The organism is Candidatus Enterococcus leclercqii, assembly GCF_009933135.1.
Taxonomy (GTDB): Bacteria; Bacillota; Bacilli; order Lactobacillales; family Enterococcaceae; genus Enterococcus_C; species Enterococcus_C leclercqii.
The window spans coordinates 103,094-129,803 of sequence record NZ_MAEH01000011.1 but is presented as its reverse complement, the minus strand read 5'-3'; the positions used below and the strand labels follow the sequence as shown (position 1 = coordinate 129,803).

The 26,710-nt window shown below is 41.9% G+C and carries 19 protein-coding genes, 1 tRNA gene and 1 pseudogene; 17 read left to right on the top strand and 4 right to left on the bottom strand.

Annotation, left to right across the window (positions count from 1 at the left end):
- Positions 1 to 52: 52 nt before the first annotated feature.
- The 3 genes from BAU14_RS05415 to BAU14_RS05405 form a co-directional block, all read right to left on the bottom strand.
- A tRNA-Leu gene (locus BAU14_RS05415) sits at positions 53 to 136 on the bottom strand.
- 126 nt (positions 137 to 262) lie between these two features.
- Positions 263 to 1,375: an anti sigma factor C-terminal domain-containing protein gene (locus tag BAU14_RS05410; RefSeq protein WP_161899069.1), complete on the bottom strand. Its 1,113-nt coding sequence runs from the start codon at positions 1,373 to 1,375 to the stop codon at positions 263 to 265.
- Positions 1,353 to 1,862, bottom strand: coding sequence for an RNA polymerase sigma factor (locus BAU14_RS05405; RefSeq protein WP_161899068.1), 510 nt, complete (start codon positions 1,860 to 1,862; stop codon positions 1,353 to 1,355). Before BAU14_RS05405 ends, BAU14_RS05410 begins: the two co-directional genes overlap by 23 nt.
- Before the next feature lie 224 nt (positions 1,863 to 2,086).
- Here BAU14_RS05405 and BAU14_RS05400 point away from each other — a divergent pair, with 224 nt between their 5' ends.
- From BAU14_RS05400 to BAU14_RS05390, 3 genes are all read left to right on the top strand, one after another.
- Complete coding sequence (locus BAU14_RS05400; protein ID WP_161899067.1) at positions 2,087 to 4,051, top strand: beta-galactosidase; 1,965 nt, start codon at positions 2,087 to 2,089, stop codon at positions 4,049 to 4,051.
- Positions 4,052 to 4,220: 169 nt separating this feature from the next.
- Complete coding sequence (locus tag BAU14_RS05395; protein ID WP_161899066.1) at positions 4,221 to 4,715, top strand: hypothetical protein; 495 nt, start codon at positions 4,221 to 4,223, stop codon at positions 4,713 to 4,715.
- Between the two features lie 139 nt (positions 4,716 to 4,854).
- Positions 4,855 to 5,511 carry an LPXTG cell wall anchor domain-containing protein gene (locus BAU14_RS05390; RefSeq protein ID WP_161899065.1) on the top strand — a complete coding sequence of 219 codons (657 nt, stop codon included), beginning with the start codon at positions 4,855 to 4,857 and terminating at the stop codon, positions 5,509 to 5,511.
- A gap of 145 nt (positions 5,512 to 5,656) precedes the next feature.
- On the opposite strand, the gene BAU14_RS05385 is transcribed toward BAU14_RS05390, so the two are convergent.
- Positions 5,657 to 6,340, bottom strand: a complete 684-nt coding sequence (locus BAU14_RS05385) for a GntR family transcriptional regulator (RefSeq protein WP_161899064.1) — start codon at positions 6,338 to 6,340, stop codon at positions 5,657 to 5,659.
- 315 nt (positions 6,341 to 6,655) lie between these two features.
- Between BAU14_RS05385 and BAU14_RS05380 the strand changes: the two genes are divergently transcribed.
- From BAU14_RS05380 to BAU14_RS05320, 14 genes and pseudogenes are all read left to right on the top strand, one after another.
- Positions 6,656 to 7,942 carry an ABC transporter substrate-binding protein gene (locus BAU14_RS05380; protein WP_161899063.1) on the top strand — a complete coding sequence of 429 codons (1,287 nt, stop codon included), beginning with the start codon at positions 6,656 to 6,658 and terminating at the stop codon, positions 7,940 to 7,942.
- A 62-nt stretch (positions 7,943 to 8,004) separates the two neighbouring features.
- Positions 8,005 to 8,943, top strand: a complete 939-nt coding sequence (locus BAU14_RS05375; RefSeq protein WP_237580422.1) for a carbohydrate ABC transporter permease — start codon at positions 8,005 to 8,007, stop codon at positions 8,941 to 8,943.
- 2 nt (positions 8,944 to 8,945) lie between these two features.
- Positions 8,946 to 9,815: a carbohydrate ABC transporter permease gene (locus BAU14_RS05370; protein ID WP_161899062.1), complete on the top strand. Its 870-nt coding sequence runs from the start codon at positions 8,946 to 8,948 to the stop codon at positions 9,813 to 9,815.
- A gap of 117 nt (positions 9,816 to 9,932) precedes the next feature.
- Positions 9,933 to 10,619, top strand: coding sequence for a hypothetical protein (locus BAU14_RS05365; protein ID WP_161899061.1), 687 nt, complete (start codon positions 9,933 to 9,935; stop codon positions 10,617 to 10,619).
- Between the two features lie 313 nt (positions 10,620 to 10,932).
- The gene (locus tag BAU14_RS05360; protein ID WP_161899060.1) at positions 10,933 to 13,305 is read left to right on the top strand and encodes a glycoside hydrolase family 2 TIM barrel-domain containing protein; all 2,373 of its coding nucleotides are present in this window, start codon (positions 10,933 to 10,935) and stop codon (positions 13,303 to 13,305) included.
- A 176-nt stretch (positions 13,306 to 13,481) separates the two neighbouring features.
- Positions 13,482 to 15,140 (top strand): extracellular solute-binding protein, encoded by a 1,659-nt coding sequence (locus tag BAU14_RS05355; RefSeq protein ID WP_161899059.1) that lies wholly within the window; start codon positions 13,482 to 13,484, stop codon positions 15,138 to 15,140.
- Positions 15,124 to 16,872: a sensor histidine kinase gene (locus BAU14_RS05350; RefSeq protein ID WP_161899058.1), complete on the top strand. Its 1,749-nt coding sequence runs from the start codon at positions 15,124 to 15,126 to the stop codon at positions 16,870 to 16,872. The genes BAU14_RS05355 and BAU14_RS05350 overlap by 17 nt, the downstream gene beginning before the upstream one ends.
- Positions 16,869 to 17,654, top strand: coding sequence for a response regulator transcription factor (locus tag BAU14_RS05345; RefSeq protein WP_161899057.1), 786 nt, complete (start codon positions 16,869 to 16,871; stop codon positions 17,652 to 17,654). The genes BAU14_RS05350 and BAU14_RS05345 overlap by 4 nt, the downstream gene beginning before the upstream one ends.
- Before the next feature lie 316 nt (positions 17,655 to 17,970).
- Positions 17,971 to 19,419, top strand: a complete 1,449-nt coding sequence (locus BAU14_RS05340) for an alpha-N-arabinofuranosidase (protein WP_161899056.1) — start codon at positions 17,971 to 17,973, stop codon at positions 19,417 to 19,419.
- Complete coding sequence (locus BAU14_RS14355) at positions 19,416 to 19,691, top strand: DUF6171 family protein (RefSeq protein ID WP_237580421.1); 276 nt, start codon at positions 19,416 to 19,418, stop codon at positions 19,689 to 19,691. The genes BAU14_RS05340 and BAU14_RS14355 overlap by 4 nt, the downstream gene beginning before the upstream one ends.
- A complete protein-coding gene (locus tag BAU14_RS05335; protein ID WP_161899055.1) occupies positions 19,682 to 20,608 on the top strand; it encodes an ArsR/SmtB family transcription factor in 927 nt (308 codons plus the stop codon). The genes BAU14_RS14355 and BAU14_RS05335 overlap by 10 nt, the downstream gene beginning before the upstream one ends.
- A gap of 24 nt (positions 20,609 to 20,632) precedes the next feature.
- Positions 20,633 to 22,966, top strand: coding sequence for an alpha-L-arabinofuranosidase C-terminal domain-containing protein (locus BAU14_RS05330; RefSeq protein WP_161899054.1), 2,334 nt, complete (start codon positions 20,633 to 20,635; stop codon positions 22,964 to 22,966).
- A gap of 487 nt (positions 22,967 to 23,453) precedes the next feature.
- Positions 23,454 to 24,353: pseudogene (locus BAU14_RS05325) on the top strand (ArsR/SmtB family transcription factor); the annotation flags it as partial.
- Between the two features lie 240 nt (positions 24,354 to 24,593).
- A complete protein-coding gene (locus tag BAU14_RS05320) occupies positions 24,594 to 26,381 on the top strand; it encodes a family 43 glycosylhydrolase (RefSeq protein WP_237580420.1) in 1,788 nt (595 codons plus the stop codon).
- The last annotated feature ends 329 nt before the right edge of the window (positions 26,382 to 26,710 follow it).

Genomic DNA, 26,710 nt, shown 5'->3' with positions numbered 1-26,710 from the left:
CTAAATATTGTAGAACCAAAAAAACTCGTGGATTGAATCCACGAGTTTTTTATGCGGCCGAGAGGACTTGAACCTCCACGGTATTGCTACCACTAGCGCCTGAAGCTAGCGCGTCTGCCAATTCCGCCACGACCGCATATCGTATGTTTTCCATACGTTAGGCACTTATATAGGATAACGGACGAGGAGATATTTTGCAACTGTTTTTTTGAAAAGAGCACAACTTTTTCGTTGTAAGTGATTTCAGACTTGCCGAGTGTGTTTACTCCTTTAAGAGATGTGAGACATCCGGTAGCTGCCCATGTTGGCCGCTTAGTGGAAAAACGTTGACACCAGTGACCGTAACAAGGTCCAGTCCATCATTTTGATCCAAAAGTCCCATTAATTCCTGCACCGACAGCTCGAGTGTCACTCCGTAAAATTTGACCCCGTTTTTCGCCAGGTAATCAGACATTTCTTGTAGCCGGGATTGAGTAACAGTCGGTGTGCTGAGACCTTTTGCTGAATCATAGAGATTCCAAAAATCACTTTGATTCAATAGATAGGAAAAAGTGGAATGTAAACGGGTAGTCAGCTTTTTCTCTTCTGGCCAGGAGCTTTGTTGAGAGGTTAAGTTGTTCTCCAGCAAGAGAGGATATTTTTCAGCAAGCTGTTTGTTTTCTTTTGTAGATAAGACGGCTCGACCTCTTTGAAACGCTGAGATGCCAACTGGCGGATAAGTCACGATGCTACCACTTTTTGCCAATGGCAGAGTACGGATGGCATACCAACGAGGTTCTGCTTGAGGTGCACTGTAAGTTTTCCAGTCTTCAAGCTCAGTGAAGCTGAGGTCTTTGTCGAAGGTGACATTGACGGTTAGATAAGTAGACTGAGGGAGTCCCTTCAGGTTTTCTCTTAAGTTTTGCCTGGTCGCTTCTGCATCGCCGGAGCTTTCTGAGTTGCGGGAGAACAGCGCCTCAAAAAAACCATCTAAATCTCGGGAATCAAAAGGAGAGACGGTGGGGTTAATCAAGCGACCTTTTTCAATCTGATAGTTGCGAGTGACAGTCCCGCTATCTTGCAGTGGGCGACGGTAGATCTCGCTGATATCATAAGCAGTAGGGCCGCTTTGGCTGATTTGATAGCTCTTTAGGTCCAAATTGGGCTCAGTCAAGTCATTTAGCAATTGACGATTAAAAATGTAGCTGTCTTTTTCCACCAACTGGTTGCCAGCCGCGGGATTATAGTAAAAGTAATCGACTAGCCAACGCCCTCCAAAAAACAATAGGATCGTCACCAATACACTGCCTAAAATGAGCAGTAAATTGCGGCGACGGTTTTTCTGCTTGACACCTGCTTGAATCTTCTCAAAGTCAAATTTCTGTAAATCCGTCATGTTCCAATACCTCCTTCAATCGTTTGCGGGCCCGATACAAACGGGTCTTCGCTTGGGGATACGTCAGGTCGAGAAAAGACGCGATATCCGTCACTGGCCAATCGTTAAAATAGTGAAGCAATAATAGCTCGCGATCATTTGCCGACAATTGTTCGATTCCCCGATACAACTGCTGCTTCGTTTCGTCTGCTAACAGCGTTTCTAAAGGCGTTGCAGGAGACGAGTCTGTCTTGTCCCCGTTAAGACGAAACCATTTCTGCCAGCGATTTTGATAGCGCTGTTGATCGTAAAAACGATTTTTTATCAGCCTTAACAGCCAAAATTTCACCTGCTCTTCAGTCAGCTCGTCAAGCGCTGTCATAAGACGAAAAAAGGCGTCAGAGACTAACTCCTGGGCTTGTTCTCGATTTTTGGTGAGGCTGAGACTGTACCAATATGTCTCTTCTCCGTAACGCTCGTACAGCTGCGTTAGCTGATCTTTTTCCACCCCCGACACCTCCCTCTTCACTAAAGAAACGTTTGAGAATCAATTTGGTCACAGCTTATTTCCAGTTTAACTTGAAAAAATAAAAAAGAAATCGTTTTCTCAAGGGGAACTTCGATAACTTATTCCATTTTTTTAGATAAGATTTTCTATTTTGGAAATCAAATATTCGTGTTACTATTTATAGTAAGCACTATAGATAATCATTAAAGGAGAGAGGGAAAGAAATGAGTAAAACGATAAATGTCTTAAAAGAAGTCAGTGATCCAATTCGTGTAGCTCCAGATATCATTTTTGATTTGACAGAAGTGTTGCGGGCACCTGCTCGTTATATCAGCTGGGAATTTATTCCTGAAGAAGTTGAACACAGTCTGGTGGCTAATCTCTTGTTGTTTGAGAGACATGATCGAAAAGAACCGACAATGACAATTCGTTTTGGAATGCTTCCTTACGTTAAAAGCTGGATTTTGTTAGATAAAGAATGGCTTAACGGAGAGACTCTGTTTCCAGATGCCCCCAAAGGTGTACTGAAATTTGTTTGTCATGGTAGTCGAATCGAAAGACAAGCGATTGTTAAGGCTCAATTAGTCATTTCTTCAGGGGGGAGTAATTTTTCTGGTCGAATCGAAAATCTACTTTTGCACGAAGTAAAACCGACGCAGCCACCACTAGAGGCTGCAAGGTTGGCAGATATTTTTGGACAAAATACTAAAAAGGAATGGCCGGAAAAAATCACTGATCCAACGCAATTGAAAATGAGCCTATCTTTTGAAGAGAGTGAAGTCTCCTGGCCACAAACATCATGGTCTTGTTATGGTGGAGACCAGGAAGAAAAACTGGCTGCTGGAACGGGTTTTTTTACCAGCTGCAAACGAGACAATCGCTGGTATTTGGTAGATCCAGAAGGCAATGCTTTCTTCAGCAATGGTCCAGATTGTGTTAATGTCAACTCTGACTGTAAGATTTCTGGGATTGAGAATTGGTGTGAATGGTTGCCAACAGCAGAAGAGCCAGGTTTCAATGAATTTTATACAGCGGGAAAGACGCCAGAAGGAACACCAATTATGAGCTATTCATTTTTGAAAGCCAATTTGTATCGAGTTTACGGGGAACAGTGGGAAGAGAAGTGGCAAGAGTTGATTTTGGATCAACTGCAAAGTTTGGGGATGAATACGATTGGTAACTGGAGTGACCCGAGCCTTTTTGATAAGAAACGGTTGCCTTATGTAGCCTCTTTACCAGAATTTCCCGACACCCAGCAAATGATTTTTCGCGATTTCCCCGATGTTTTCAGTGAAGAGTATGCAGTAAATGCTGCCCGTTGTGCCGAGGCTTTGTTTGAAAGAAGAGATGACCCTTGGATGATTGGCTACTTCTTGCGTAACGAGCCGGCATGGGCTTTTGTAGATGGTCTGAATCTGGCGGATGAAGTGCTATTTAATCCAGCTGCAACAGCTTCAAAAGAGATGCTGATTAAAAACTTGAAAACACAATATGGTGGAGCGATATCTGAGTTGAATGTTGCTTGGCAGACAGATTTTTCTGATTTTGATGAGTTGAAACAACCACAACAATCCTTATCTCAAAAATCGCCACAGGCTGCCGCTGATTTGAGAGCTTTTTCTGTAGAAATGGTCCGTCGGTATGTGACGATACCGGCGCAAGCTTGTCGGAGAGTTGATCCTAATCATATGATTTTAGGAATGCGTTGGGCGTGGATTTCTGACGGGGATCTGATTGCTGGCTGGGAGAACTTCGATGTGTTTTCAATCAATTGTTATGCTGTTGATCCAACAACACAGATTCAGCAAGTGGTCGATCTGGGTGTCGATCTACCGGTGCTGATTGGGGAGTTTCACTTTGGTGCACTAGATGCCGGCTTGTCGGCAACTGGTTTGGAGGGAGTTGAAAACCAGAAGCAAAGAGGGGCAGCCTATCGTCAATATGTTGAAAAGACGGCCGCCCATCCCAATGGTGTCGGCTGCCATTATTTCCAATGTTATGATCAATTTCACTTGGGACGCTTTGACGGAGAAAATTACAACATTGGGATTTTTGATATTTGTGGTCAGCCCTATGTAGCGATGGCTGTGGCGATTCATGAAGTCAGCAAAAGCCTCTATTCGGTAAATGCTGGACGTAAGGCGCCTTTTGAGAAAAAAATTGCGACAATCCCTATGATTGCGTATTGATCATGTTAATCAGAATAGCCTCTCGATTTGAGTGTGAAGGCAGTAGTTTTTTGATATGTTCATTATCCCAAGTAATTGTTACGACATTATCTTCAAGCATATGGAAGAGAAGTGTTAGAAGCTACCTGTAATTACAAAATCTAATGATATGAAAAAGGAGTACCTAGCTATGAAAGATCGCGCCAATCGGCTGAACAATACCAAAATCTGGAACATTATCTTGATGATAATAACAGGTATTTCCATAGCATGGGGGCTTTTTGCCATCCCTTCTACGTTAAATCCACAACGAGAGGCCTATGATTATTTAGAAGACTTAGGACTTGACCCAGAGCCGATTTATCGTCATGCAAACACATTGCCGGTGAAAATTGTTTTTATCGCTGGGTTGCTGTTAGCGATTATTTTGATGCTTTTTTATCTTCGCAATCATCAAAAGCTTAAGAATAGTCAGCAGCCGGATTTACAACCCTATCTGATTTTTGTCGGTTGGCAGCTTTTTGACATGTTATTTAGCTTAGTCTACGATCCGATGAATGCCAATCAGCTTAGTTTCAGTGGTATTCTGTCGCTTTTGATTAGCTACCTATTTTATTGTGGGATTCCCTTAATTATTTTATATAACCTCTGGATGATTAAAAAAGAGGCGGCGACATTCCAATGAAGGTTCCTGACGAAACAGAAGCCATCCTTACCAATCAGTTTTGCATTGCAAAAGGATTACGAAACACGCTTTATGAAACCGCCGCTATCAGTTATAATGATTGGAATAGCAAAGGAAGTTCTGACATGGGAGGACAATCATGAAGAAATGGTTCGCAGCTGGGTTGGTTATAGTCGGACTAATTTTGGGAGGCAGCAAGGCGACAGCAGCAGAAAATGCTGTGGTGATAGCAGAAAATGAACAACATTTTGAGCTGGCGGTAGCAGATGAATCGGGAAAAATAATGAAGCTGGCTCCTGGAATGAAGCTGCCGCAACAACTAGTGAAGTTGAAGAATGAAACAGAGCAGAGAAACTTTGAGTTGGTGTTGAGTCAAATTGTTGCTGATGACTGGCTGGTGGAACATTTACAGGGAACGATTCATTTGGGAGAGGAATCTTTTACGTTAGCAGAAATCATGTCTGGCGTAGACATCCATGTTTGGCCCGGCAGTGAGTTGCCTGTCACGACGCATCTATCCCTGGCAGATAGTACTTCTACTAGCAAAGATAAAAAGCTGCAGGGAACCATGACATTGACTTTTTCGATTACGAAATCCGGAGAAGCGACTGTCGCCGGTTCCAAAGAGAACGCCGCAAAAGCTACTGCGGCTATCTCTGATAAGCAAGAAGCTGTTTCCGCAACTGGCAATCAACTACCAAAAACCGGTATTCGAATGGGACAGTTTGCGACATTAGGGGGCTGTGTTGTTATACTCAGTGGAATCCTCTTATTGCGAACTAAAAAAGAAGACTAATAAAAAGCTGAAGCAATCATCGGTTCATCCGAAAATTGCTTCAGCTTTTTTAATGACCCAGCAGACGACAAAAGAAGAGGAAAGGCTGTTTAAAACGCACAACCTTCCCACTTGTAGAAAAAAGATTGAAGTAGTGTACAGATTTTTAATTTTCAGAGGTGGTATCAATTCCAACGAAAAACTCAGGAAATGCTTTCAGGACAACTTCAGCATCCTCATTGACCTTGTGGATATGATGAGCGACAGCTTCAGCTAATTGCGCTCGATCCTTGAGCTTAATCAGTGCTACGATTTGCTGATGTTCCGCTAGAATATTATCCCAACCAAGTTCTTCCACTTCCAAGCGCAGATAGCGAAAACGATTCAAGGCAGTATTTAACAGTTGCAACCATTTCCACACGTGTTCTTTATTAGCAATCACATAAAAGGCTTGATGGAATTCTTCATCCAATTGAAAATAGTGGTCATGGTCTTTGGCTTCAAAATAAATATGCTGAATCTTCAGCATATTTTCCAGCTCGATGATTTGCTGAGGTGTGATTCGATCGCAGACTTCTTGTGCAACGAGTTTTTCAATGTTTTCGCGTACGAAGCGGGCTTCGTAGACTTCTTGCAAGTCAATCTTCGAAATATACGTACCACTTTGGGGGATTACTTGTACGAGACCTTCCTTTTGCAGACGCAAGATGGCCTCTCGAACAGGAGTATCCCCAATCCCTAATTTTTGGACCAATTCCTTTTTGGAAACTTTTTGTCCGGGCTTCAGCTGATTTTTTAATACCAATGTTTTCAGCTGTTGATAAGCTCTGGTTTGATTGTTTTCAATCATGGGTTTTTCCTTTCTTGTCTTATATGGGTCAGAGTAATGGTTAGCTTTGAAGCGCTGATTTTATTGTGCAAATACTAATATACCAGTTTTCTTAAAGGAAGTCGATATAAGAAAACAGGACAGATGCTGCTTTCAGTCCAGCAAAAGGCAGCTTCATCAGCTTTTTATGAAGAAGAAAAAAGTGGCAAAGCAGGTGAATTATCGCTATCTAAAAAATGGGGTGATAACCTAAAAATCGGGGCATCCTTTTATGAAACCCTTTTCGTTAAGATTTGGATGTAGCAAGAAGCAATGGAAGAGAGGAAGGACAGTCGTATGAACAAATGGAAAAAGCTGGGGCTGGCGGCTGCAACATTAACTTCTGTATTTTTTTTAGGAGCATGTGGAAGCGGTAACGCCGAAACTAAGGATGGCAAAACGGTCATCGAATTTTCTCATTGGGGGGGCGATGATGCTTATAAAACAATTTATAAAGACCGAATTGCAGCTTTCGAAAAAGCCAATCCTGATATCAAAGTAAAAGTGATTTCGATTGCTGACAACTATGATACGAAACTATTGACGATGTACGCAGGAAAAGAGGCACCAGATGTGGTACAAGTGGCTGAAAATGGCCAGAATTTCGCATCAAAAACGCTATTTGAGGATCTTAGTCCGTACATTAAAGAAGCTGGTATCGATACTGAAGCAAGTTGGGCGGATGCTTTAACACAGTACACTTGGGAAGACCAACCTTTTGCACTACCAGACCGGGGTGGTCCCGAAATTATGTACTATAACAAAGATATGTTCGATGCGGCAGGCTTAACGTATCCGACAGTAGACTGGACAATTGAGGACTATACGGCGGCTATGAAAAAACTGACTGTCAAAAAAGGTGATCAGACTCTTCAATATGGAGCGAGTGGTTTGGATTGGACACCTAACTGGGGGGTGTTCGTCAACTCCAATGGTGGCGAAGTGATGCAAGAAGGAAAACTCACAATCAACAGTCCAGAAAATCTCGAAGTGCTGGAATGGTACAACGAAGTTTATCAAAAAGGCTATATCTTGACCTATCAGGAATTGGAAAATGTTAAAAATTCTAATGCAGATTCTATGTTTTCGCAAGGAAAAGTTGCCATGTTGACCACTGGCTTTTGGAATATTCGTAGTTTTACGGAATTAGAAGAGCTCAATTTCGACATTGCACCAATGCCATCTTTCAAAGAAAAGACAACATGGCCATTTGGTAGTGCACTGGCTCTTTCGAAAGATTCTAAGCACAAAGAGGCTGCTTTCAAATTTATGAACTATATGACAGATGTCGAAGCGCAAAGCATCATGGGGGAAACCCTCGGAGACTGTCCGGCAAATTTGAAAGTCTTGAATTCAGCAGAGTTTAATAACCGTCAGATCAATGGTCGAGAGTTGAACTTGGAAGCAGTGGGCTTATCTGCCGAACGAGTCAAAATTGATGGTGTTTTCCAAGGACCGTATTACGGTGAAATCACCGCAGCTGGTTCGAATCAAGTAAAAGAGATGCTGCTGGGGCGTCTAACACCTCAAGAGGCAATCGAAAAAATTCAGGAACGTGGAGAGAAAATCCTAAAGATGTATTAAGACAAAATTCTGTAGCAGCTAGGTAAAAACTAGTCTCAGACAGCTTTGGGAAATAGGAAGGAATGACAAACGTGGAATATACCGAATCCATGGCGCTTCAGAGAAAGCAATCGCGCCGTAAAAAACAAAAAATGCAGAAGCTTTGGTTCTTTATCTTTATCTCTCCTTGGCTGATTGGCTTCTTAGGATTGACGGTGGGACCGATGATCTTTTCATTCATCATGAGTTTTACTGATTGGGATATGTTTTCTCAAATGAACTTCGTTGGTTTGAAGAACTATATCAATTTGTTCCAAAACGATGATATTTTCTTGCAGGCAATCGGTAATACCTTTAAGTACACATTGATTAGTGTACCGTTGAATCTGTTACTGTCATTGGGGATGGCCTATCTGTTGAGCTTCAGGCTAAAGGGAATGCGTCTATTTCGGACTGTCTATTATTTGCCGTCCATCGTACCAGTCGTGGCCAGCACACTATTGTTTTCTCGCATTTTGGCAACGAATGGGATTCTGAACAAAGCACTGTCTTTTATAGGAATCCAAGGGCCTTCTTGGCTGCTGGATAAGAGTACCGTATTGTGGAGTTTTGTATTTCTGGCATTATGGGGCGTCGGGGGGACGATGATCTTGATGTTGTCAGCAATCAATTCTGTTGGAGAAGAAATGTACGAATCGGCATTGCTAGACGGAGCAACCCGTTTCCAAATGTTTCGTAAAATCACAATCCCGCAGATTTCACCTATCCTATTTTTCAATCTGATCACTGGAATTATCGGCTCTTTACAAACCTTTACACAGGTTTACATGATGACGAATGGTGGGCCAGACAATGCTAGTGAGATGATTGTACCTTATCTGTATAAAAATGCCTTTTCCTATTATCGAATGGGTTATGCTTCGGCGATGGCCTGGGTGCTATTTGCTATCGTTATGGTCTTGTCAGTAATTGTATTGAAGAGCTCTAGTATGTGGGTATTTTATGAAGAGGAGGTCAAATAATTATGTTGGATCTGAATTTGAGCAAAAAAGCCAAAGTGGTTGTTTACCTTGTGCTGATTGCATTTGCTTGTGTACTGATCATCCCATTTTTATACATGATTTCAATCGCTCTAGCATCACCTGAGACCAATATCAAAGAAACCTTCACTATCATTCCTCGTGAATTTAACTTTAACAATTTTGTCAGCTTGTTTAACGACACCATGACCGGAGATAAACCAGTAGGAAAATGGTTCGCGAATTCCATGTTTGTTGTCATTATGAGCATTATCGGACAACTGATTTCTTCAACAATGGTCGCCTTTGGTTTTGCTCGAATGCGTTATAAGCATAAAAATAAGTTGTTTTTGCTGTTGTTAGCCACCATGATGTTGCCGGGGCAGATTACATTGATTCCTGTCTTTATCATTTTCCGAAATATGGGGCTCTACAATACCTTGTGGCCGCTGATTATTCCCCAATTTTTCGGATCGGCTTACAATATTTTCTTTACTCGCCAATTTATTACGGCGCTGCCGGGAACCTTATTTGAAGCAGCTGAGTTGGACGGTTTAACACCGTTTGGTATGTACCGTAGAATCGTATTACCTCTAATCAAACCAGCGATGTGTGCCATTGGAATTTTCACCTTTAATGCTTGTTGGGGAGATATCATGGGACCGCTGATTTACACTTCTGATACTAATAAGATGACCATGGCATTGGGAGCGCAGATGCTATCAGCTTCTGCTAATCCCACTGGTACTTTGAATATGTCTATTTTGATGTGTATGTCACTAGTTTTGACACTGCCGCAAATCATCGTTTACTTTTGGGGACAAAAATACCTCTTCCAAATTAATCTGGGAATTGGGAATAGTGGTACTAAATAAATAGCGGGTGCTTGAATATGAATGATGTTCACTCGTAGTAGTCAGGCTGTCTGACTACTACGAGGTGCCAACTAGAGGTGAAACACATTGTCATCGAAAAGAAAGAAGGCTGCAAAGATGAAAGAACAGGGTCAGAAAAATCGCTTTGATGTGTATAAACTAGTCAACTACATGGAAAAAGTGAATTATATCTGGTGGTGTTTGTTGGCAACGATTTGTTTCTGGTTAGTCAATTTACCACTTGCGTTATGTCTCTTGCTTTTGCCATTGACTTCGGTTAATTTACCATTTTTACTGTTGGCCTTATTGCCAGTAGGTCCAGCATTTTTGGCTTTGCTAAAGGTGTTAAAGCAGGTAGAAAGTGAGGGTTCCATACTACGGCCGTTCTTTGGATACCTCTGCCGGGAAACCAAAAGCTTTTTACGAATATGGCTACCAGTCTGGGGAATTCTGAGTTTGGCAGGAACTAATTTGATGCTGGGGCAGTTGTTGCATTTTAGTGAAACGATTCAGTTGTTGAACCTTTTCATTTTGGTTGTGACTATCACTTTCTTTTTGAATTATTGTTTGTTGCGAGTCTTTTATCCACAGGCCGCAACTGTTGACGGGCTACTCACCACTCTCAAGCTATCAATTTTGAAATCTGGGCGTTACGCTATGAGTTTTATGCTCCTATTGGGAACTTTCATTTTATTGAGCAACGTATCTATCTATTTGTTTTTCTTTGGTATTGGCTTGGTGGCATTGCTGTTGATTTTAAACTATCGACCAATTGCCGAATATATCAGGGAGAAAACAGCGTAACATTTTTTTACCATCTCGCTTTCCAACGGCACGGGCCAACCCATAGGCCGGTGCTGTTTTGATGTCGAGAGTTTTTTTTCAACAGGAAGTGATTGGACATATTTTTTTCAAAAGGATAATATTTTCCATCCAATGGTTACGTATTTTCCATTTTGATAATTGTGGGATTGTGATAAGGTTTCATCTAAGATAACTAAATGTGAATTGTTCGACGGCTTACTTATTGGAATGAATAATTAATTGGCAGCCTGGCCTACCTAGTGAAAAAAGAACTATTATTTTACAGAAGGTTCAGTATAAGAGGAGGAAGAACATGAATACTTTTCAAATTATCGATTGGCGCTTTCATTTAGGTGAGGATCGCAACGCTTGGCAAAAACACTATGATGACCAACAGTGGCAAACGGTGAGAGTTCCCCATGACTGGAGTGTAACTCAAGATTTTGTAAAAGAGGCGTCAAGTGGTACCGGTTATTTGCCAGGAGGTATTGGCTGGTATCGGGCACACTATTCGCTAGCTGAGCTTGGTGTGGAAAAAGATCAGATAGTCCAGCTGCGTTTTGACGGCGTCTACAAAAATGCGGATGTCTGGGTGAACGGCTATCACTTAGGGAACCGACCTTCTGGATACAGCTCATTTGACTTTGATATCACTGAAATGATTCGGATGGCGCCCAATGACGATGTGGTGGTTGCTGTACGAGTGGATCATACTGATCTGGCTGATTCTCGTTGGTACAATGGTTCCGGAATCAATCGACCGGTAACTTTTGTAGTAATGGAAGAGGTTTTTGTGGATCGTTATGATGTAACCTTTGTGACTGAAGAGGTGGCAAATGATGCAGCTAAGGTGACAGTAGCAGTCAAATTGAGCAATCATACTGGTGAAGCTACGCAAGCTGAAGTAGCTGTTGAACTAAGAGAACTGGGAGGCAATAGTTGCTTGGTATTCCCGACACAGCCAGTGACAATTGCTGCTTGTCGCAAGCAAGAGGTGGTATTCAGAGGTGAGCTGGCTGGTGCAGCATTGTGGTCACCAGCTACTCCTAATTTGTATGAGTTGATCACAATTGTCAAACATGATGGAAAAGAGAGCCGTTTTGTTCAAAAGACAGGCATTCGCACCTTCAGTTTTAATGCTGACACTGGCTTTGAAATCAATGAAGAAGCTTTAAAACTTAAGGGAGTTTGCTTACACGAGGATGCTGGTTGTTTTGGAACTGCCGTGCCGACTGTCGTGTGGCTGCGCCGGCTGCAAAAACTTAAAGATATGGGAGCCAATGCTATCCGAATGGCTCATAATCCTCACAGCCAAAATCTTTATGATCTGTGTGATGCTTTGGGATTTTTGGTCTTTGATGAAGCTTTTGACGAGTGGGAAAATCCCAAAAACAAATGGTGGCAAGGGCATAACGTCTATCCACCAAAATTCGAAGGCTATGCTAAGGATTTTCCTGCTTGGCACAAAAAAGATCTGGTAGATATGGTTCAGCGCAATAAGAATCGTCCGGCAATTGTTGCTTGGAGTATTGGTAACGAGATTGATTATCCCAATGACCCTTACCAAAATCCGCTTTTTGAAGAAATGACCGGCAATAACGACAACAATAAACCTGAAGAAGAGCGGCAGTACAACCCAAATCGGCCAAATACTCTGCGTCTGACGACAATTGGCAAGACCTTGGGTAAAATCCTTCGCCGAGAAGACCCTACCCGCCCGGTGACCTTGGCGGCTGCTTTTCCTGAGCTTTCCAGTCAGACAGGCTTATTGGATGATTTGGATGTTGTCGGATACAACTACAAAGAGCACCTTTACGAAGCGGATCATTGTCGTTTTCCAGATAAGCCTTTTATTGGCTCGGAAAATGGTCATGGGTATCGGCAATGGCTGGCAGTTGTAGAAAATGACTATATCAGTGGCCAGTTTTTATGGACCGGTATTGACTATTTAGGTGAAGCTCATGGCTGGCCAATTCATGGTTCTGGAGCAGGTCTATTGACGATGGCAGGTTTTGAAAAAAGTAATTATTGGTTGCGAAAGAGTTGGTGGTCGACAGAATTGACAGCAAAATTATTCACTTTGCCGTCTGATTCGCATGCCGAACATCCAGAATGGCTGCCGGTTTTCCGTAAATGGAATTATCCACCAGCAACACCAGTTGAGATTCGTTTGTATACCAACGGAGAAAATATAACGGTAAAAAATAACGACGAAGTGATTCCCATGATGTTTGATAAACAGACTGGCTACTATCGATCAGTGAGAGAGTTTGTTGCTGGAAAGCTAACGGTGACTGCAACGCGGGGAGAGGAAAGTGTTCATGATAGCCTGCAACCTCTAGGAGAAGCAACACAATTAGTACCACTCGTCTGGCAAGATCGTACTGCAGTGGAAAGACTACAAAAAAATGCAGTTTCACTGGAAGAAATTCAACAAGTTCAGCTAACTTTTTGTGATAAAGACGGACAACGGACCTTTACGGAGCAGCAGATTTGGTTTGATGAACAAGCTTCTGATTGTCAGTTATTGGGAATTGAAAATGGGGATTTGGCGGATATTACCCCATATACGGTGGCAGGACGGCGTAGTTATCAAGGACAATTGATTGCGTATGTAGCAGGAGAACCTGGCAGCCGGGCCGTATTTTGCACAGAGGGACTACCGCCAGTCACAGTAAACTTGTAAGTACTAAAAAAGAGTTCAGACCGGTCGTGAGCTACGGCCGGTTTTTCATTGCAACTGTCAAAAATTGCCGGCATAATAGGCTATGAGAGGCTGGGCGGTATGTATAACCTAATACCATAAAAACTATAGAAAGCGATTTCTTAAAAATGTCGTGAGTACGGGAAAAGGTGAAGACTATGAGAAAAAAAGTGTGCGTAGGTTTAATATTGGGGCTGCTGCCGTTTTTTTTAACAGCTTGTGCAAAAAAAACAATGTCTTCTAGTAAAGTCGATCAATCGGTGGTGACCATTACTGCTGGCAAACAGTCTGATGAGAACTACGGTCGATATGCAGCAGGTGAAGATATCAATCATAATCCTATGATCCAAGAAGGTATCGATCAGTTGGGAATCAAGATTCAATACAATATTTTAGGCAATAATTACGATGATTATGTGAACCAGCTGCGCTTGGCTCTTACTGGTGCTGAAGTGCTCCCAGATGTGATTCCAGTCTACGATCAGGGCTTGATGGCAGAGATGATTGAATCGGGTCAGGTAAAAGCGATTGATGAAGATTTGGCTCTTTACCTGCCAGAGCGATTGCGTGTTGTCTATCAAAACTTTCCAGAGAGTTTTTATTCGGCGAAAAAAGGAGACAAAACTTATGGTCTCCCCATTGCTCCTAGTCTGGCAGAAACGCAAGTGCTGGTGATTCGGCAGGACTGGCTAGATAAGTTAAATCTGAAGGCACCGACAACGCTTGCCGAATTCGAGGTGGTGATTAAGGCTTTTGCAGAAGAAGACCCTGACGGCAACGGAAAAAAAGATACCTATGGCTTTTCATATTCCGGCGACGGTCTGTACAGTACCGGTTGGTTAGGGGATCCAGCGATGTTGTTTTCTGCCAATACGGGTAAGTTTATCCCTGGAAATTGGGAGGAAAATGGTGAAGGAGAGCTGATTTATGGTTCGATTCAACCAGGAAATAAAAAGACGTTAGAAAAAATGGCTACGTGGTACCAAAAAGGTTGGATTGCCTCAGATGCTTCAGTTACAAATGATTGGAATGCAATGTTGGCTTTTCGCGACGGTAAAGCAGGAATGTACGTTGGTCGTCCAGCACATATTGAAGACAGTATTGAGGTAGAAAGTAAGATTCTTGGTGCAAAAATTGGGGTTTATCCCACGATTCGTCAAGACAATGGGGAGCCTACTTACCAACGAGCCGAGGAAAATGATGGCTGGCTACTCTTTAAAAAGGATTTCAATGGAATGGAAGCCTTCTTTAAATATTATGATTGGCTGTATGACGCTGCTTTTGGGACAGGTGATTTCAAATATGGCTATCTGGAAAACTATGACTACGATATTGTGAAAAAACAGCCAGTATTTGATCCGACAACATTTGATCCACCTCAAACTCGTTGGCTGTTTAACCCCAGTAAGGCTATCTTGACGAAAAATATGCCTGCGTTAGATCAGATGCTGCCTTACCATAAAGCTGTCACCGGGGATTTGGCAACTAACGGTACAGAAATGAAGCTGCAGCAACTTTATCATACAGACTTGAAACCGTTAGTGGTTGCAGGGAACATTGCCTACCAAAACCAAGAGCAACTGACAGCTAATAAATTTCGCGGGCAATTATCAGATACTTTGCAAGATCTCTTTTATCGTTTTCAGACCAAAGAAAATCAGGTCTTCAGCGATATCATCAGTGGCAAGAGTGACAGCTCAGCTTTTGATGCTTTCGTATCTGATTGGGAGCAAAATGGTGGTGCAGACATCACGGCAGCAGTCAATGACTGGTATCTGCAGACAAGTGAGGTGAAAACCAGTGAAGCAAACCATTAAATGGCTACTGGCAGCTTTTGTCGGATTACTTTTAGTTGTACTGGTTTTCTTTGTCTGGCTGTTTAATTACACAGCCAATAATATGCAAAACAATGTGATTCACAGCACGCAAAAACAGCTGGATCACGCCGCCTATCTTTTAGAAACTGAAGTTAAAGAGGCGGAGTTGAATGCTTTATCGGTAATTTCTGATCGACGAATTCGCTTTTTTGAGGCTGATCGCAAACCGGAAGAGCCGGATTATCGCTTTACAGATCAGTATTCCGAAGTTCGCAACGCTCTTTTAGGTCAAGTGCAAAATAGTGAAGGTATTGAATCATTGGCAGTGTATTGGCAAGACAGTGGTCAAGTGATTACTAGTCATGAAGCGGTCATCGATTCACCAGAATTCTATCAATCATTGCCAAAAAATGGCTGGTTTTCCGACAACAACCGTCTTTTCTTTGTGACCTCATACCCTTATGTCTACCTGCCAAAATCTAAGCTGAATGCCCCTCAATACTATGTGATTGTAGAGTTAAGTCGTTATCATCTGGAAGAAATTCGTCAGATAATTGCCAACACAGATCACAGCCGAAGCTTATTATTATTGCCTGATTTAACAGGAATCTCAGCTGAAGATGACACAGATCAAGGGGCATTGGCTGCAATTCGCCAGGATGACGGGTTGACTGCTGACGCTAAGCAAGGCCATTTTTATTTGGCGGGGGAAGATTACCTGTATTTTACTAACAAAAATGCAAAATCTCAGTTGCGTTTGATTACCTACTTACCCTATTCCAGAATTGCTGAGCCAGTTAATCGAGTTGCAAAGATCACATTTACAGTCGCGCTGTCTGTCCTAGCGTTTGCTGTCATTATTGGGATTTTATTTTATAAGAATATTTCACAGCAGGTGAAAAAGCTGATTGCGAAGTTCAAACAAGTAGAGAACGGCGATTTTGATACCCGAATCACTGAATTGCCAAAAAATGAATTTGGTTATGTCTTCGATCAATTTAATCAGATGGTTAGCGGTGGTCAGCGTTTGATGCAGTCCTTAGCCAATGAACAGCGTTCCCGGGATGTTGCTGAATTTAAACAGTTGCAGTTTCAGATTAATCCTCACTTTTTATACAATAGTTTGGCTTATATTGTTTCTATTTCCTATAACCAGGAAGCTGTGATTGATATGGCAGCTCATCTGTCGAATTATTACCGTTACAGTACGAAAGCTCGGGTAACCACCACAGTTGGAGAAGAAGTACACTTTGCCAGAAACTATCTGGAAATTATGGCGATGCGGAAAAATTTAGATTATACATTGGAGATGGATGAAACTATTCAAAATGTGTCAATCCTGCCTTTGCTGTTACAACCGTTGATTGAAAACGCTATCGAACATGGTATCGAAGGAAGAGAAGGCGCACATCAAATTCATGTGCGCCTAAACCTAGAATCTGGTGAGACTGGCAAAATTCGAATAGAGGTAGCAGATGATGGCTATGGTCTGACAGCTTCACAGATTACCCAGTTAGAGACTGACTTGGCACAAAAAAAACGGGAGAAAGAAATTTCAGTTGGTCTGTGGAATGTCAACCAGCGTTTGGTAAATCACTACGGCAGCGAGGCGGCTCTGCGTTTTTCCCGCAGTAAATTAGGTGGGTTGGCAGTTACCTTTATTTTTGATACTCAAGAAAAAGTTGAGAAACCACTAGGAGACAAAAAAGTAGACAAGGGGGAATCTGTATGAGGGTGATGATTGTAGACGATGAGCAACATATGACAGAGTATTTGAAACATATCATCGATTGGCAGCGGTACGGTTTTACTCAAGTTCTAACAATTAATAAAGGTAGGCAAGCCTTACAACTACTGTCAGAAGAGTCCCCACAGCTTTTGATTGCTGACATCCGCATGCCAGAAACCAGTGGTCTAGACTTAGCAGCAAAAATTTCAGAGCTGGGACTAACTACAAAAGTTATTATTATTTCGGGTTTTTCTGAGTTTGATTACGCTCAAAAAGCTATCCGTTACGGAGTGACTGAGTACCTGGTAAAACCGGTTTTGAAAAAGGACTTCCTTTCAGCTTTAGAAAAGGTATTGCCACTGCTCAATGAGTCAAAAGATAAGCAGATACCGGCCGCAAAAAAAGCTGCTGAGCACCTGGGAGATTCTGATTTAGAAGAGCAAAAAATGACAAATACCAAGAGTCAAGAAGCTGCTATTGAGTTTCTAAAGGCGTATATCCAAGACCACTATGATGAATCTTTGTCATTGGAGCTATTGGCGGAAAAAGTCCATTTGAATGCCAGTTATTTGTCATACTATTTTAAAAGCAGCACCGGTGAAAATTTACTGGGATATTTGACTGATGTTCGGATGCAAAAAGCAGCTGAGTTGTTGGCAAATAGTGAGTTGCGAGTGAATATCATTGGTGACATGGTAGGCTACCATAAGACTCAATATTTTATCTCTCTTTTTAAGAAAAAATATGGATTAACACCACAGCAATATCGTAAGCAGCATTTTTAATGAGCGATGCAGCAGCTGAGTGAAAATGAGAATAAGGTTAACGTCCCCGACATCGTGTGTCAAGTAGAAGGTGTCGGGGATGTTTCGTAAAATTGCTGGTAGCTAGTAATTTTCGGTAGTATAGCTGTTTATATGATTAACGATTTGATTAAGTATGTTATGGGTAGAGTAGGAATGTTCCCATTTATGTACTTTTTACTGAAAAAGATAAAAATAGTGTTGAAAGCCCTTTTTTATTATGATACGCTCTTTTTGAAAAAGCAAATATATTCGTTTTGTAAAAGGAATTAAAAAGTTAACTAAAGGAGCGTATCAAATGACTATTCAATTATTGACTAAAAAAAGCGGTCCAACTATCAGCAAATACATCTACGGCCATTTCGCTGAACATTTAGGCCGTTGTATCTACGAAGGACTCTATGTAGGAACGGAGTCTGAGATTGCCAATGTCAATGGCATGCGTACCGACGTCGTTGAGGCATTGAAACACATCAAAATACCGGTTTTGCGTTGGCCGGGGGGATGTTTTGCCGATGAATACCATTGGAAAGACGGGATTGGTCCGAAAGAAACCCGTAAAATGATGGTCAATACTCACTGGGGCGGGGTGACGGAAAATAACCACTTCGGCACCCATGAATTTTTTGAACTGGTAAGACAGCTGGAATGTGAAGCCTATGTGAATGGGAATGTCGGCAGTGGAACTGTCCAAGAAATGCAGGAATGGGTGGAGTACATCACCATGGGGGGCGTTTCTCCTATGGCCGAAGAGCGCCGCAAAAATGGGCGAGAAGAACCTTGGAAACTGGCTTTTTTTGGAGTTGGTAATGAAAACTGGGGTTGTGGAGGTAATATGCGGGCGGAATATTATGCTGACGAATACCGACGCTATCAAACCTATGTCCGCCAGTATGGAGAAGATAAAATCTATAAAATTGCCGGTGGGGCGAATGTTGCCGATTACCACTGGACAGAGACTTTGATGAAAAATGCCCATTGGATGATGGACGGTTTGAGCTTGCATTATTATGTCCATCCTCATGGGTGGGAAGAAAAAGGCAGTGCCACTGAGTTTACCGCTGATGACTGGTATTTAACTTGTGAGAAAGCTGCTTACATGGACGAACTTATCAGGCGCCATGGTACGATTATGGACAAATATGATCCGGAAAAGCGTATCGGGATGATTGTAGATGAGTGGGGGACTTGGTTCACAGCGGAGCCTGGTACAAATCCGGGCTTTTTGTACCAGCAAAATACCCTGCGAGATGCAATGGTGGCAGCAATCACCTTGAATATCTTCCACAAACATGCCGATCGAGTTCACATGGCTAATATTGCTCAGACGGTAAACGTCTTGCAGGCGATGATTTTGACAGAAGGAGCTCAAATGGTGAAGACACCGAGCTATCATGTGTTTGACCTTTATAAAAATCACCAGGATGCACAATTAATCGACTGTTTTGGTGAACTCCCGCCTCATGTAACGAGCACAGCTTCACAAAAAGGTGGCCAATTGACAGTCAGCCTCGCCAACTTTGATTTAAAAGAAAGTGCGTCCTTGAATATCGTTTTAGATACAGCTGTGACAGTGAAAGAGGCACGAGGTCTCATTGGTACAGAAATGAACGCCTATAATGATTTTGACCACCCAGAGACAGTAACAATCACTGATTTTGATGGAGTAACAGAAATTGAAGACGGGGTGAAACTCAGCCTGCCGCCGATGAGCATCGTGACGATTACGATGGCGTGCCACGAATGATTTGTCGCGGTTGTCAGCCAAGAGAAGCTGCTCGTAACGTGGATGTGAAGGAATTGATCAACGAACAACTCACATTGGAAGCAGCGTGTCTACCAGAAACAGAGGTTAGAAAGCGAACCGAGATTTGTCAGAAATGCCCCTATCGTTCACTGCATACTTGTACTAAGTGTGGTTGTTATTATGAATTCCGTGCCCATTTGCCACAAAAAGATTGCCCGCAAGCCCGCTGGCCCAAAAGAGAATTGAAGGGAAGTGTCACTCCGTGCGTTTAGATATCACAGAAAGTTCGTTGCCAGTGTATGAAGCACTAGCTAGTAAAACCCGCTTAGAAATGTTGCAAATCTTGTCCCAAGGTGAGAGCAATATCAAAGAGCTGGCGGAAGCTTTGGGGCTGTCCAGTGTGATTATTGGTAAACATATCAATCAACTGGAAAAAGCCGGGTTGATTACCACACGTCGTATTCCCGGAAAAGCAGGTACACAGCGTCTTGCTAAAATCTTGGCTGAAGAGCTGAATGTTGTGCTTAGTCAGGGGCAAAACCGTGGCTACCAATATAGACAGGAAGTACCTATTGGGCATTACAATCGATTCAATGTGGCACCCACATGTGGTTTAGCGACGGCTAGTGACTATATTGGCAATTTTGATGAACCAAAATATTTTATGGACACCTTAAAAGCGGAGGCGGGGATTTTATGGTTTACAAAAGGGTTTCTGGAATATCAGGTTCCTAACTTATTGCAAGCGAATCAAGAGCCGGAGAGTTTACGCTTATCTTTGGAAATTTCGTCAGAATATCCTGGCTGGAAGGAAGATTGGCCGTCAGATATTACTTTTTCATTGAATGGGGTAGAGCTTTGTACATGGCGAAGTCCAGGCGACTTTGCTGATCGCCGAGGAAACTATACGCCCTCCTGGTGGTCTTCAGAGATTAATCAGTATGGGCTTTTGCTGACTATTGATGTGCGAGAAGATGGGGTTTTTATTGATGACGAGCAAGTATCGAAGGTGTCGCTGTCAGAAATTACCAACGACCTACAGGATTTTTGGAATCTAAAAATAGCAGTAAAAGAGGACGCGGAAAAAGTCGGCGGCATCACACTTTTTGGCAAAGACTTTGGTGATTATGATCAAAGCATTGTCTTTTTGACCAGCTATCGTCCGAAATACATGAGTGAATCAAGGTAAAAGATTCATAAGAAGGAGAATGAGATGACAAACCCGGTTATCACGCTTTATCCTCAACAAAAAGGAGCACCGTTAGGAGATTTGTATGGTATCTTTTTTGAAGACTTGAACCATGCAGCAGACGGCGGTCTATATGCAGAGATGATCCAAAATCGCTCCTTTGAATTTTGTTCTATCGACAATAAGGAGTATCATGGCCTATATGGCTGGACGGATGGAGTTGGTCAACCGCTTCGTTCTGAGGCTGTACATGTCCGTGTACTCACAGATCAGCCATTGCATCCAAAAAATCCCCATTACCTGAAAATCGACGTTAACGAAACCTTTGAACTTCAAAATACGGGTTTCAACCAAGGTCTGGCGCTCAGCGAAGGAGAAAGGTATGACTTCAGCTTATTTGCTCGTACGCCGATTCAATCAGTAAATATTACTGTTCAGCTAAAAGAAGTTGATGGAAGTATTTTAGCACAAGAAACAATAGCAGTTAAAAACCCTGAGTGGCAAAAATGCGAAGTGAAACTAACTGCGAAGACAACAACAAGAACAGCCCGTTTGGCACTGGTTTTTGAAGCCGGAACTAATTGCGCCGTCGATATGGTCTCATTATTTCCCGTAGCAACGTTCAAAGGTCGGAAAAACGGCTGCCGCAAAGACATCGCGGACTTATTGGCTGCTATGAATCCAAAATTTATGCGTTTTCCTGGTGGCTGTCTTGTTCATGATGGGAGTCTAAATGCCGAAGATCGGGATTCCATGTACCGTTGGAAAAATACCATTGGACCTATTGAGCATCGTCCTTCAAGGCGTAACAGTTGGGGATATAATCAAACGTTAGGGCTGGGTTTTTATGAATATTTCCTCTTATGTGAAGATTTGGGAGCAAAGCCATTGCCGGTTCTGCCGGCAGGGTGGGATCCACATCATCAACAGGCGGTGCCAGTTGAAATGTTGGGAGAATGGATTCAGGATGCACTAGATTTAATCGAATTTGCAAATGGGAATACCGCCACTAAATGGGGTGGAATGCGAGCTGAGATGGGCCATCCAGAACCTTTCAATCTGGAATATTTGGCAGTGGGTAACGAGGAGGTGGGACAGGAGTTCTTCAATCGATATGACCATTTTCACAAAGCAATCCGTGAAAAATATCCCGAAATTCGGCTGATTAACTCTGCAGGGCCCTTTGCTGCTGGTAGCGAATATCAACGAGGATGGAACAGCGCTCGCAAAAATGGATCTGACTTGGTAGATGAACATTATTATCAGACGACAGATTGGCTACTGGCCAATCACGATCGCTATGATCATTATGATTCCACAGGTCCAAAGGTTTTTCTGGGTGAATATGCTTCTTGGGGCAACGAGTGGTACAATGCTGCCGTTGAAGCCAGCTACATGATTGGACTGGAACGTAATGCCGATAAAGTTGCTTTGGCTTGCTATGCACCGATGTTAGCAAATATCGACTATGTGAATTGGCGACCGGACTTGATTTGGTTCGATCAGGCCCACGTATATGGCAGTATGAACTATCACGTGCAAAAACTCTTCACTAAATTTCAGGGAACCCACAATATGGGGATGGAAGTCACAGGACTTGCAGCGCCAAAGCTTTTGGAAGAAAAACACATTGCTGGTGGTATTGGAATTGTAGGAGACAACGCAGAGGTTAACTATCGAAATGTTCGAATTATTAACAACCATACTGGTGAGGAGATTACCGTGGCAGATGGTAAAATTAACGCATATGAGAAAGTGACGTTTATTGAACGCTTCGAAGAAACCGACTATACTATCAAATTTGAATTTGAAAAAACCGGTGGTCAGTGGGATCGAGGATTTCAGCTTAATTTTGGAGAACAGAATACCGAAAATACCTTTGTTTGGCTACTAGGAGGATGGCAGAACCAAGACTGCATGATTCGCTCTGTTCGTGAGGGACGCATCAGTGATCTGACACAAACGATTTGGAAGGTTGAGACAGGCAAGAGCTATACGTGTGAACTCCACATCAAAGATCGCCATATTACATCAATAGTGGATGATGTTGTGATGAACGATATTGAAGCTAAAGTTCCTATTTTGAAACAGTTTTATACCAACTGCACATTAGATGAGACTTGTAAGAAACAATATGTGAAGCTAGTAAATGTTTCTGAGCCAGTAACTGTTACCTTGAAGGGGATCACTGGTGAGCGCTTAACGATGCATAAATTGACTGCTGAGGCAAAAGCAGTCAATGATTTTAGCAATCCAGAAAATTTTGATTATCAGCAACAGGAACTACTCGTTACCCATGAGACCGCAGAAATTCATTTGCCGGAAAATAGCGTAGTTTTTGCTGAAATCAACAATTAAGTGCAAGATGCCAAATAGTGCCTTTAACGTGCTTTAAAAAGTGGAAATGGTTACTGATTTAAAAAATATTAAAGGAAGTTTGGTGATGCAGCTGAACTTCTTTTTTTGTACCGCCAGCTTAGATGAGTTTTGATAGTAGCGTTGAATGAAGCTATTGGTAAATCATAAGATTATACATACAAATAAGTAAAATTCTACATTTTTGAATAACTATATCCATGCTACTATATACTTGTCTACAGAGAGTCAGGCGTCTCAAGGACAACTAATTACTATGAAACATAATTTATAGCTTGTTAATTGAAAAATGCAGGCATTTTTTAGCGTGAAAGTTAACTTAAATACTAAAATGTTCTGCTTGACAAATGATAAGTAAACCTATAATCTACAAGCGTGTAATCGTGAAAGCACTATCAAGTTGTGGTTAGTCAAAATTCCCTGTTTTTTTTGATATTACCGATAGTGATAATGAAAGGAGTTGAAAGGAATGCACATTCCTTTATCAAAAGATTCACTGCCGGTTTTCGAGGCCCTTGCAAGTCCTGCAAGAATTGATATCATTACCCTACTGTCTAAGAAAAGAATGAATGTCAAAGAACTTGCCGCAGCAATGGGGCTAAGTAATCCAGTTACAGCAAAACACGTCAAAATTTTGGAAGCAGCCGGAATCATTAAGACTGAACGTATCCCTGGTAAAGCTGGACTACAAAAACAATCTATTTTAAAAGTAGATTTAATCGAAATTGAATTTCCACAAAAAGTGTACCCAGCTTACCAATTTTATGAAACTTCTGTACCAGTAGGGCAATATGTCGATTTTTATGTAGTACCGACTTGCGGATTGGCAACAACAGAAGCTCAAATCGGCGAATACGATGAACCAAAGTACTTTATGGATACTCGACGAACGCAAGCAGCGATTTTATGGTTTACGCAAGGGTTTGTTGAATACAAAATTGTCAATCCATTGACTGATATGGATCGTTTGCAGATGGTGGAGATAGAGATGGAACTCTCTTCAGAGTTTCCAACTGGGAATAATAACTGGCCATCAGATATTAGCTTCCAGTTAAATGGAGTTGATTTGGGATATTGGACGTCACCCGGGGACTTTGTCGATGTCCGGGGAAAATATAACCCCGATTGGTGGCAACCCGCAATGAATCAATATGGATTAAAGGTTACGCTTCGAATTACTAATCATGGTGTCTGGATCAATGGCAAGCAACTATTGTGGAGTCGGATGCGAGAGTTGAAACTGGATAAGATGATTTGGGATTTTCGGATTAGTGTCAAAGAAGATGCTGAAAATATTGGTGGCTGCACTATTTTCGGTAAAGGTTTTGGAAATTATGATTCAAATATTGAATTTAAGTTCTACTACAGTGAAAAGACAGATCCGGAAGAGGACATGCTGCCTCCTGAATTACCGGTGGAATCGATTTAGTCGTATAGAGAGAAGAGGCATTCCTAAAAATGGAAATGTCTCTTTTTTTGTTTATTCTTTAAATTAACTTTTTGTTATATTTATAGTATTAAGTTATCCGATACGATAAATAATTATTTACATATAGTTGTAAACTTAGTAGACTGTATCTATACTACTAGCAAAGTTAGGATGAGAAATATGATGAATCATTATTTGTTTGTTCATTTTACCGGTGAGCACCGAGATGGTGAACAGGTTTATTTCAGTATTAGCCAAGATGGGAAGCATTTCCATGATTTAAACCAAGGGAAGCCCGTCTTGAAAAGCACTGTAGGTGAAAAGGGAATTCGAGATCCTTTTATCATCCGGCAACCGAAAACAGGAAAGTTTTACTTGATTGCGACAGATCTGAGGATTGAAAAAGGGTTGGGATGGTCGGCAGCGCAAACCAGTGGCAGCCGTAAAATCGTTGTTTGGGAATCTGCTAATTTGATCGAATGGCAAGGACCACGGGCGCTGACGGTAGGTGTCCCTGAGGCCGGAAATGTTTGGGCACCAGAAGCTATATACGATGAAAAAAATGGGCGATTTCTGGTATTTTGGGCTTCTAAAGTTGCTGGAAAACATAAGATGTACGCGGCTTATACGGATGATTTTTCGGCAATCGACGAACCGTTTGTCTTCATGGAAAAAGAGCAGGATGTCATTGACAGCACGATTACTTTTCATGAGGGATTTTATTACCGATTTACTAAGGATGAAACAACTAGCCGGATCATCATGGAACGTTCGCCAGAATTAACGGGTAGTTATGAGCCTGTTTTTTCACCGGTTTTAGAAATGCAATCCGGTGTGGAGGGTCCGGAAATCTATCAAGGGGAAGATACTCGCTGGTACTTGATTTTAGATCGATTTGCCGAAAATAAAGGCTATCAGATTCTGTTCACTGATGATCTGGGGAAAAAAGATTTCGCAATTTTGCCATCTGATAGTTATGACTTTGGAGGAGCTAAAAAACGCCATGGGGGAGTGATGCCGATTACAGCTTCTGAATATAAGCGTCTTCAACGCTTCTATGATCAGCAGAATCCTGTAATTGCCGGACTGTATGCTGATCCGGATTTGGTTCGCTTTGGAGAGGACTACTATATTTACCCGACAACAGATGGCCAAGTTGATTGGGGCAGCAGGGAGTTTTCTGTATTCAAGTCTGTTTCTAAAACGCCTCAAGGTCCATATGAACGAGTAGGAAAAGTCGTGGATTTTCACATGGGAGATGTCCCTTGGGCTAAAAGTAATGCTTGGGCACCGTGTATTGCCGAAAAAGATGGTCGTTATTATTATTACTTCTGTGGAAAAGGAGAAGATGGGAGCTCGGCAATTGGCTGCGCCGTGGCCACCAACCCGGAAGGTCCGTTTGTTGCAAAGAAACAACCACTAGTTACAAAGGTAATGATGGATGTGGCCGGATTGACAGGTATCCATCAAACCATTGATCCATCAATTTTCGAAGAAGCAGGCACTTATTATCTTTTATGGGGAAATGGAAAAACTGGGGCAATTGCTCGTCTAACATCAGAAATGACAGCTTTGGTTCCAGAAACAATGCAAGAGTTGGAGGGACTGACAGATTTTCGTGAAGCTGTTGAAGTCTTTAAAAAGGACGATCGATATCATTTTACTTGGTCTTGTGAGGATACGGGCAATGAAAATTATCACGTCAATTATGGCATTGCAGAAAGTGTGACTGGACCCGTGGAATTTTTGTATCCTATCTTGACCAAATGCCCAGAAAAAAATATTCTTGGAACCGGACACCACAGTATTCTTCACGATGACAAGACTGGTGAATATTGGATTAGCTATCATCGCTTTGCAACGCCACTGGAAAAATATCCAGAGACTGCTAAAGGCTATAATCGAGAGACGTGTGTTTCACCGCTGACATTCGATGCCAAAGGATTAATACAACCTGTAATTCTCTGATGATTGCCTTAAAAGCTAAACAAATAGAGCTACTAAAAAGAGTGCTGATTCGTGGCACTCTTTTTTAGTATCAGTAATCAATTTTGAAAGATGGACAAATTGTTTAATTGAACAATGGCTTGCTAAAAATAGGGTATCAAAAGAAATTTGCTTATAAATGGTCAAAATTCCGATTAAGGTTACAAATTTTGGACTTTTTTCTTAGTTTTTACTTTTTTAGAAAACGTTTTATCTGATAGATAACCTTATAAATCAGTGCTTTTTAGGGTTAAAAGAACACCTAGTAATTAGTGTTTTACGACTCTCTGTTTTTATAATTAAAAAGGTGT

Bases quoted from the DNA above. Each gene is read 5' to 3' on its own strand.
- BAU14_RS05410 (WP_161899069.1), bottom strand. From the start codon at position 1,375: ATGACGGATTTACAGAAATTTGACTTTGAGAAGATTCAAGCAGGTGTC.
- BAU14_RS05400 (WP_161899067.1), top strand. From the start codon at position 2,087: ATGAGTAAAACGATAAATGTCTTAAAAGAAGTCAGTGATCCAATTCGT.
- BAU14_RS05395 (WP_161899066.1), top strand. From the start codon at position 4,221: ATGAAAGATCGCGCCAATCGGCTGAACAATACCAAAATCTGGAACATT.
- BAU14_RS05390 (WP_161899065.1), top strand. From the start codon at position 4,855: ATGAAGAAATGGTTCGCAGCTGGGTTGGTTATAGTCGGACTAATTTTG.
- BAU14_RS05385 (WP_161899064.1), bottom strand. From the start codon at position 6,340: ATGATTGAAAACAATCAAACCAGAGCTTATCAACAGCTGAAAACATTG.
- BAU14_RS05380 (WP_161899063.1), top strand. From the start codon at position 6,656: ATGAACAAATGGAAAAAGCTGGGGCTGGCGGCTGCAACATTAACTTCT.
- BAU14_RS05375 (WP_237580422.1), top strand. From the start codon at position 8,005: ATGACAAACGTGGAATATACCGAATCCATGGCGCTTCAGAGAAAGCAA.
- BAU14_RS05370 (WP_161899062.1), top strand. From the start codon at position 8,946: ATGTTGGATCTGAATTTGAGCAAAAAAGCCAAAGTGGTTGTTTACCTT.
- BAU14_RS05365 (WP_161899061.1), top strand. From the start codon at position 9,933: ATGAAAGAACAGGGTCAGAAAAATCGCTTTGATGTGTATAAACTAGTC.
- BAU14_RS05360 (WP_161899060.1), top strand. From the start codon at position 10,933: ATGAATACTTTTCAAATTATCGATTGGCGCTTTCATTTAGGTGAGGAT.
- BAU14_RS05355 (WP_161899059.1), top strand. From the start codon at position 13,482: ATGAGAAAAAAAGTGTGCGTAGGTTTAATATTGGGGCTGCTGCCGTTT.
- BAU14_RS05345 (WP_161899057.1), top strand. From the start codon at position 16,869: ATGAGGGTGATGATTGTAGACGATGAGCAACATATGACAGAGTATTTG.
- BAU14_RS05340 (WP_161899056.1), top strand. From the start codon at position 17,971: ATGACTATTCAATTATTGACTAAAAAAAGCGGTCCAACTATCAGCAAA.
- BAU14_RS14355 (WP_237580421.1), top strand. From the start codon at position 19,416: ATGATTTGTCGCGGTTGTCAGCCAAGAGAAGCTGCTCGTAACGTGGAT.
- BAU14_RS05330 (WP_161899054.1), top strand. From the start codon at position 20,633: ATGACAAACCCGGTTATCACGCTTTATCCTCAACAAAAAGGAGCACCG.
- BAU14_RS05320 (WP_237580420.1), top strand. From the start codon at position 24,594: ATGATGAATCATTATTTGTTTGTTCATTTTACCGGTGAGCACCGAGAT.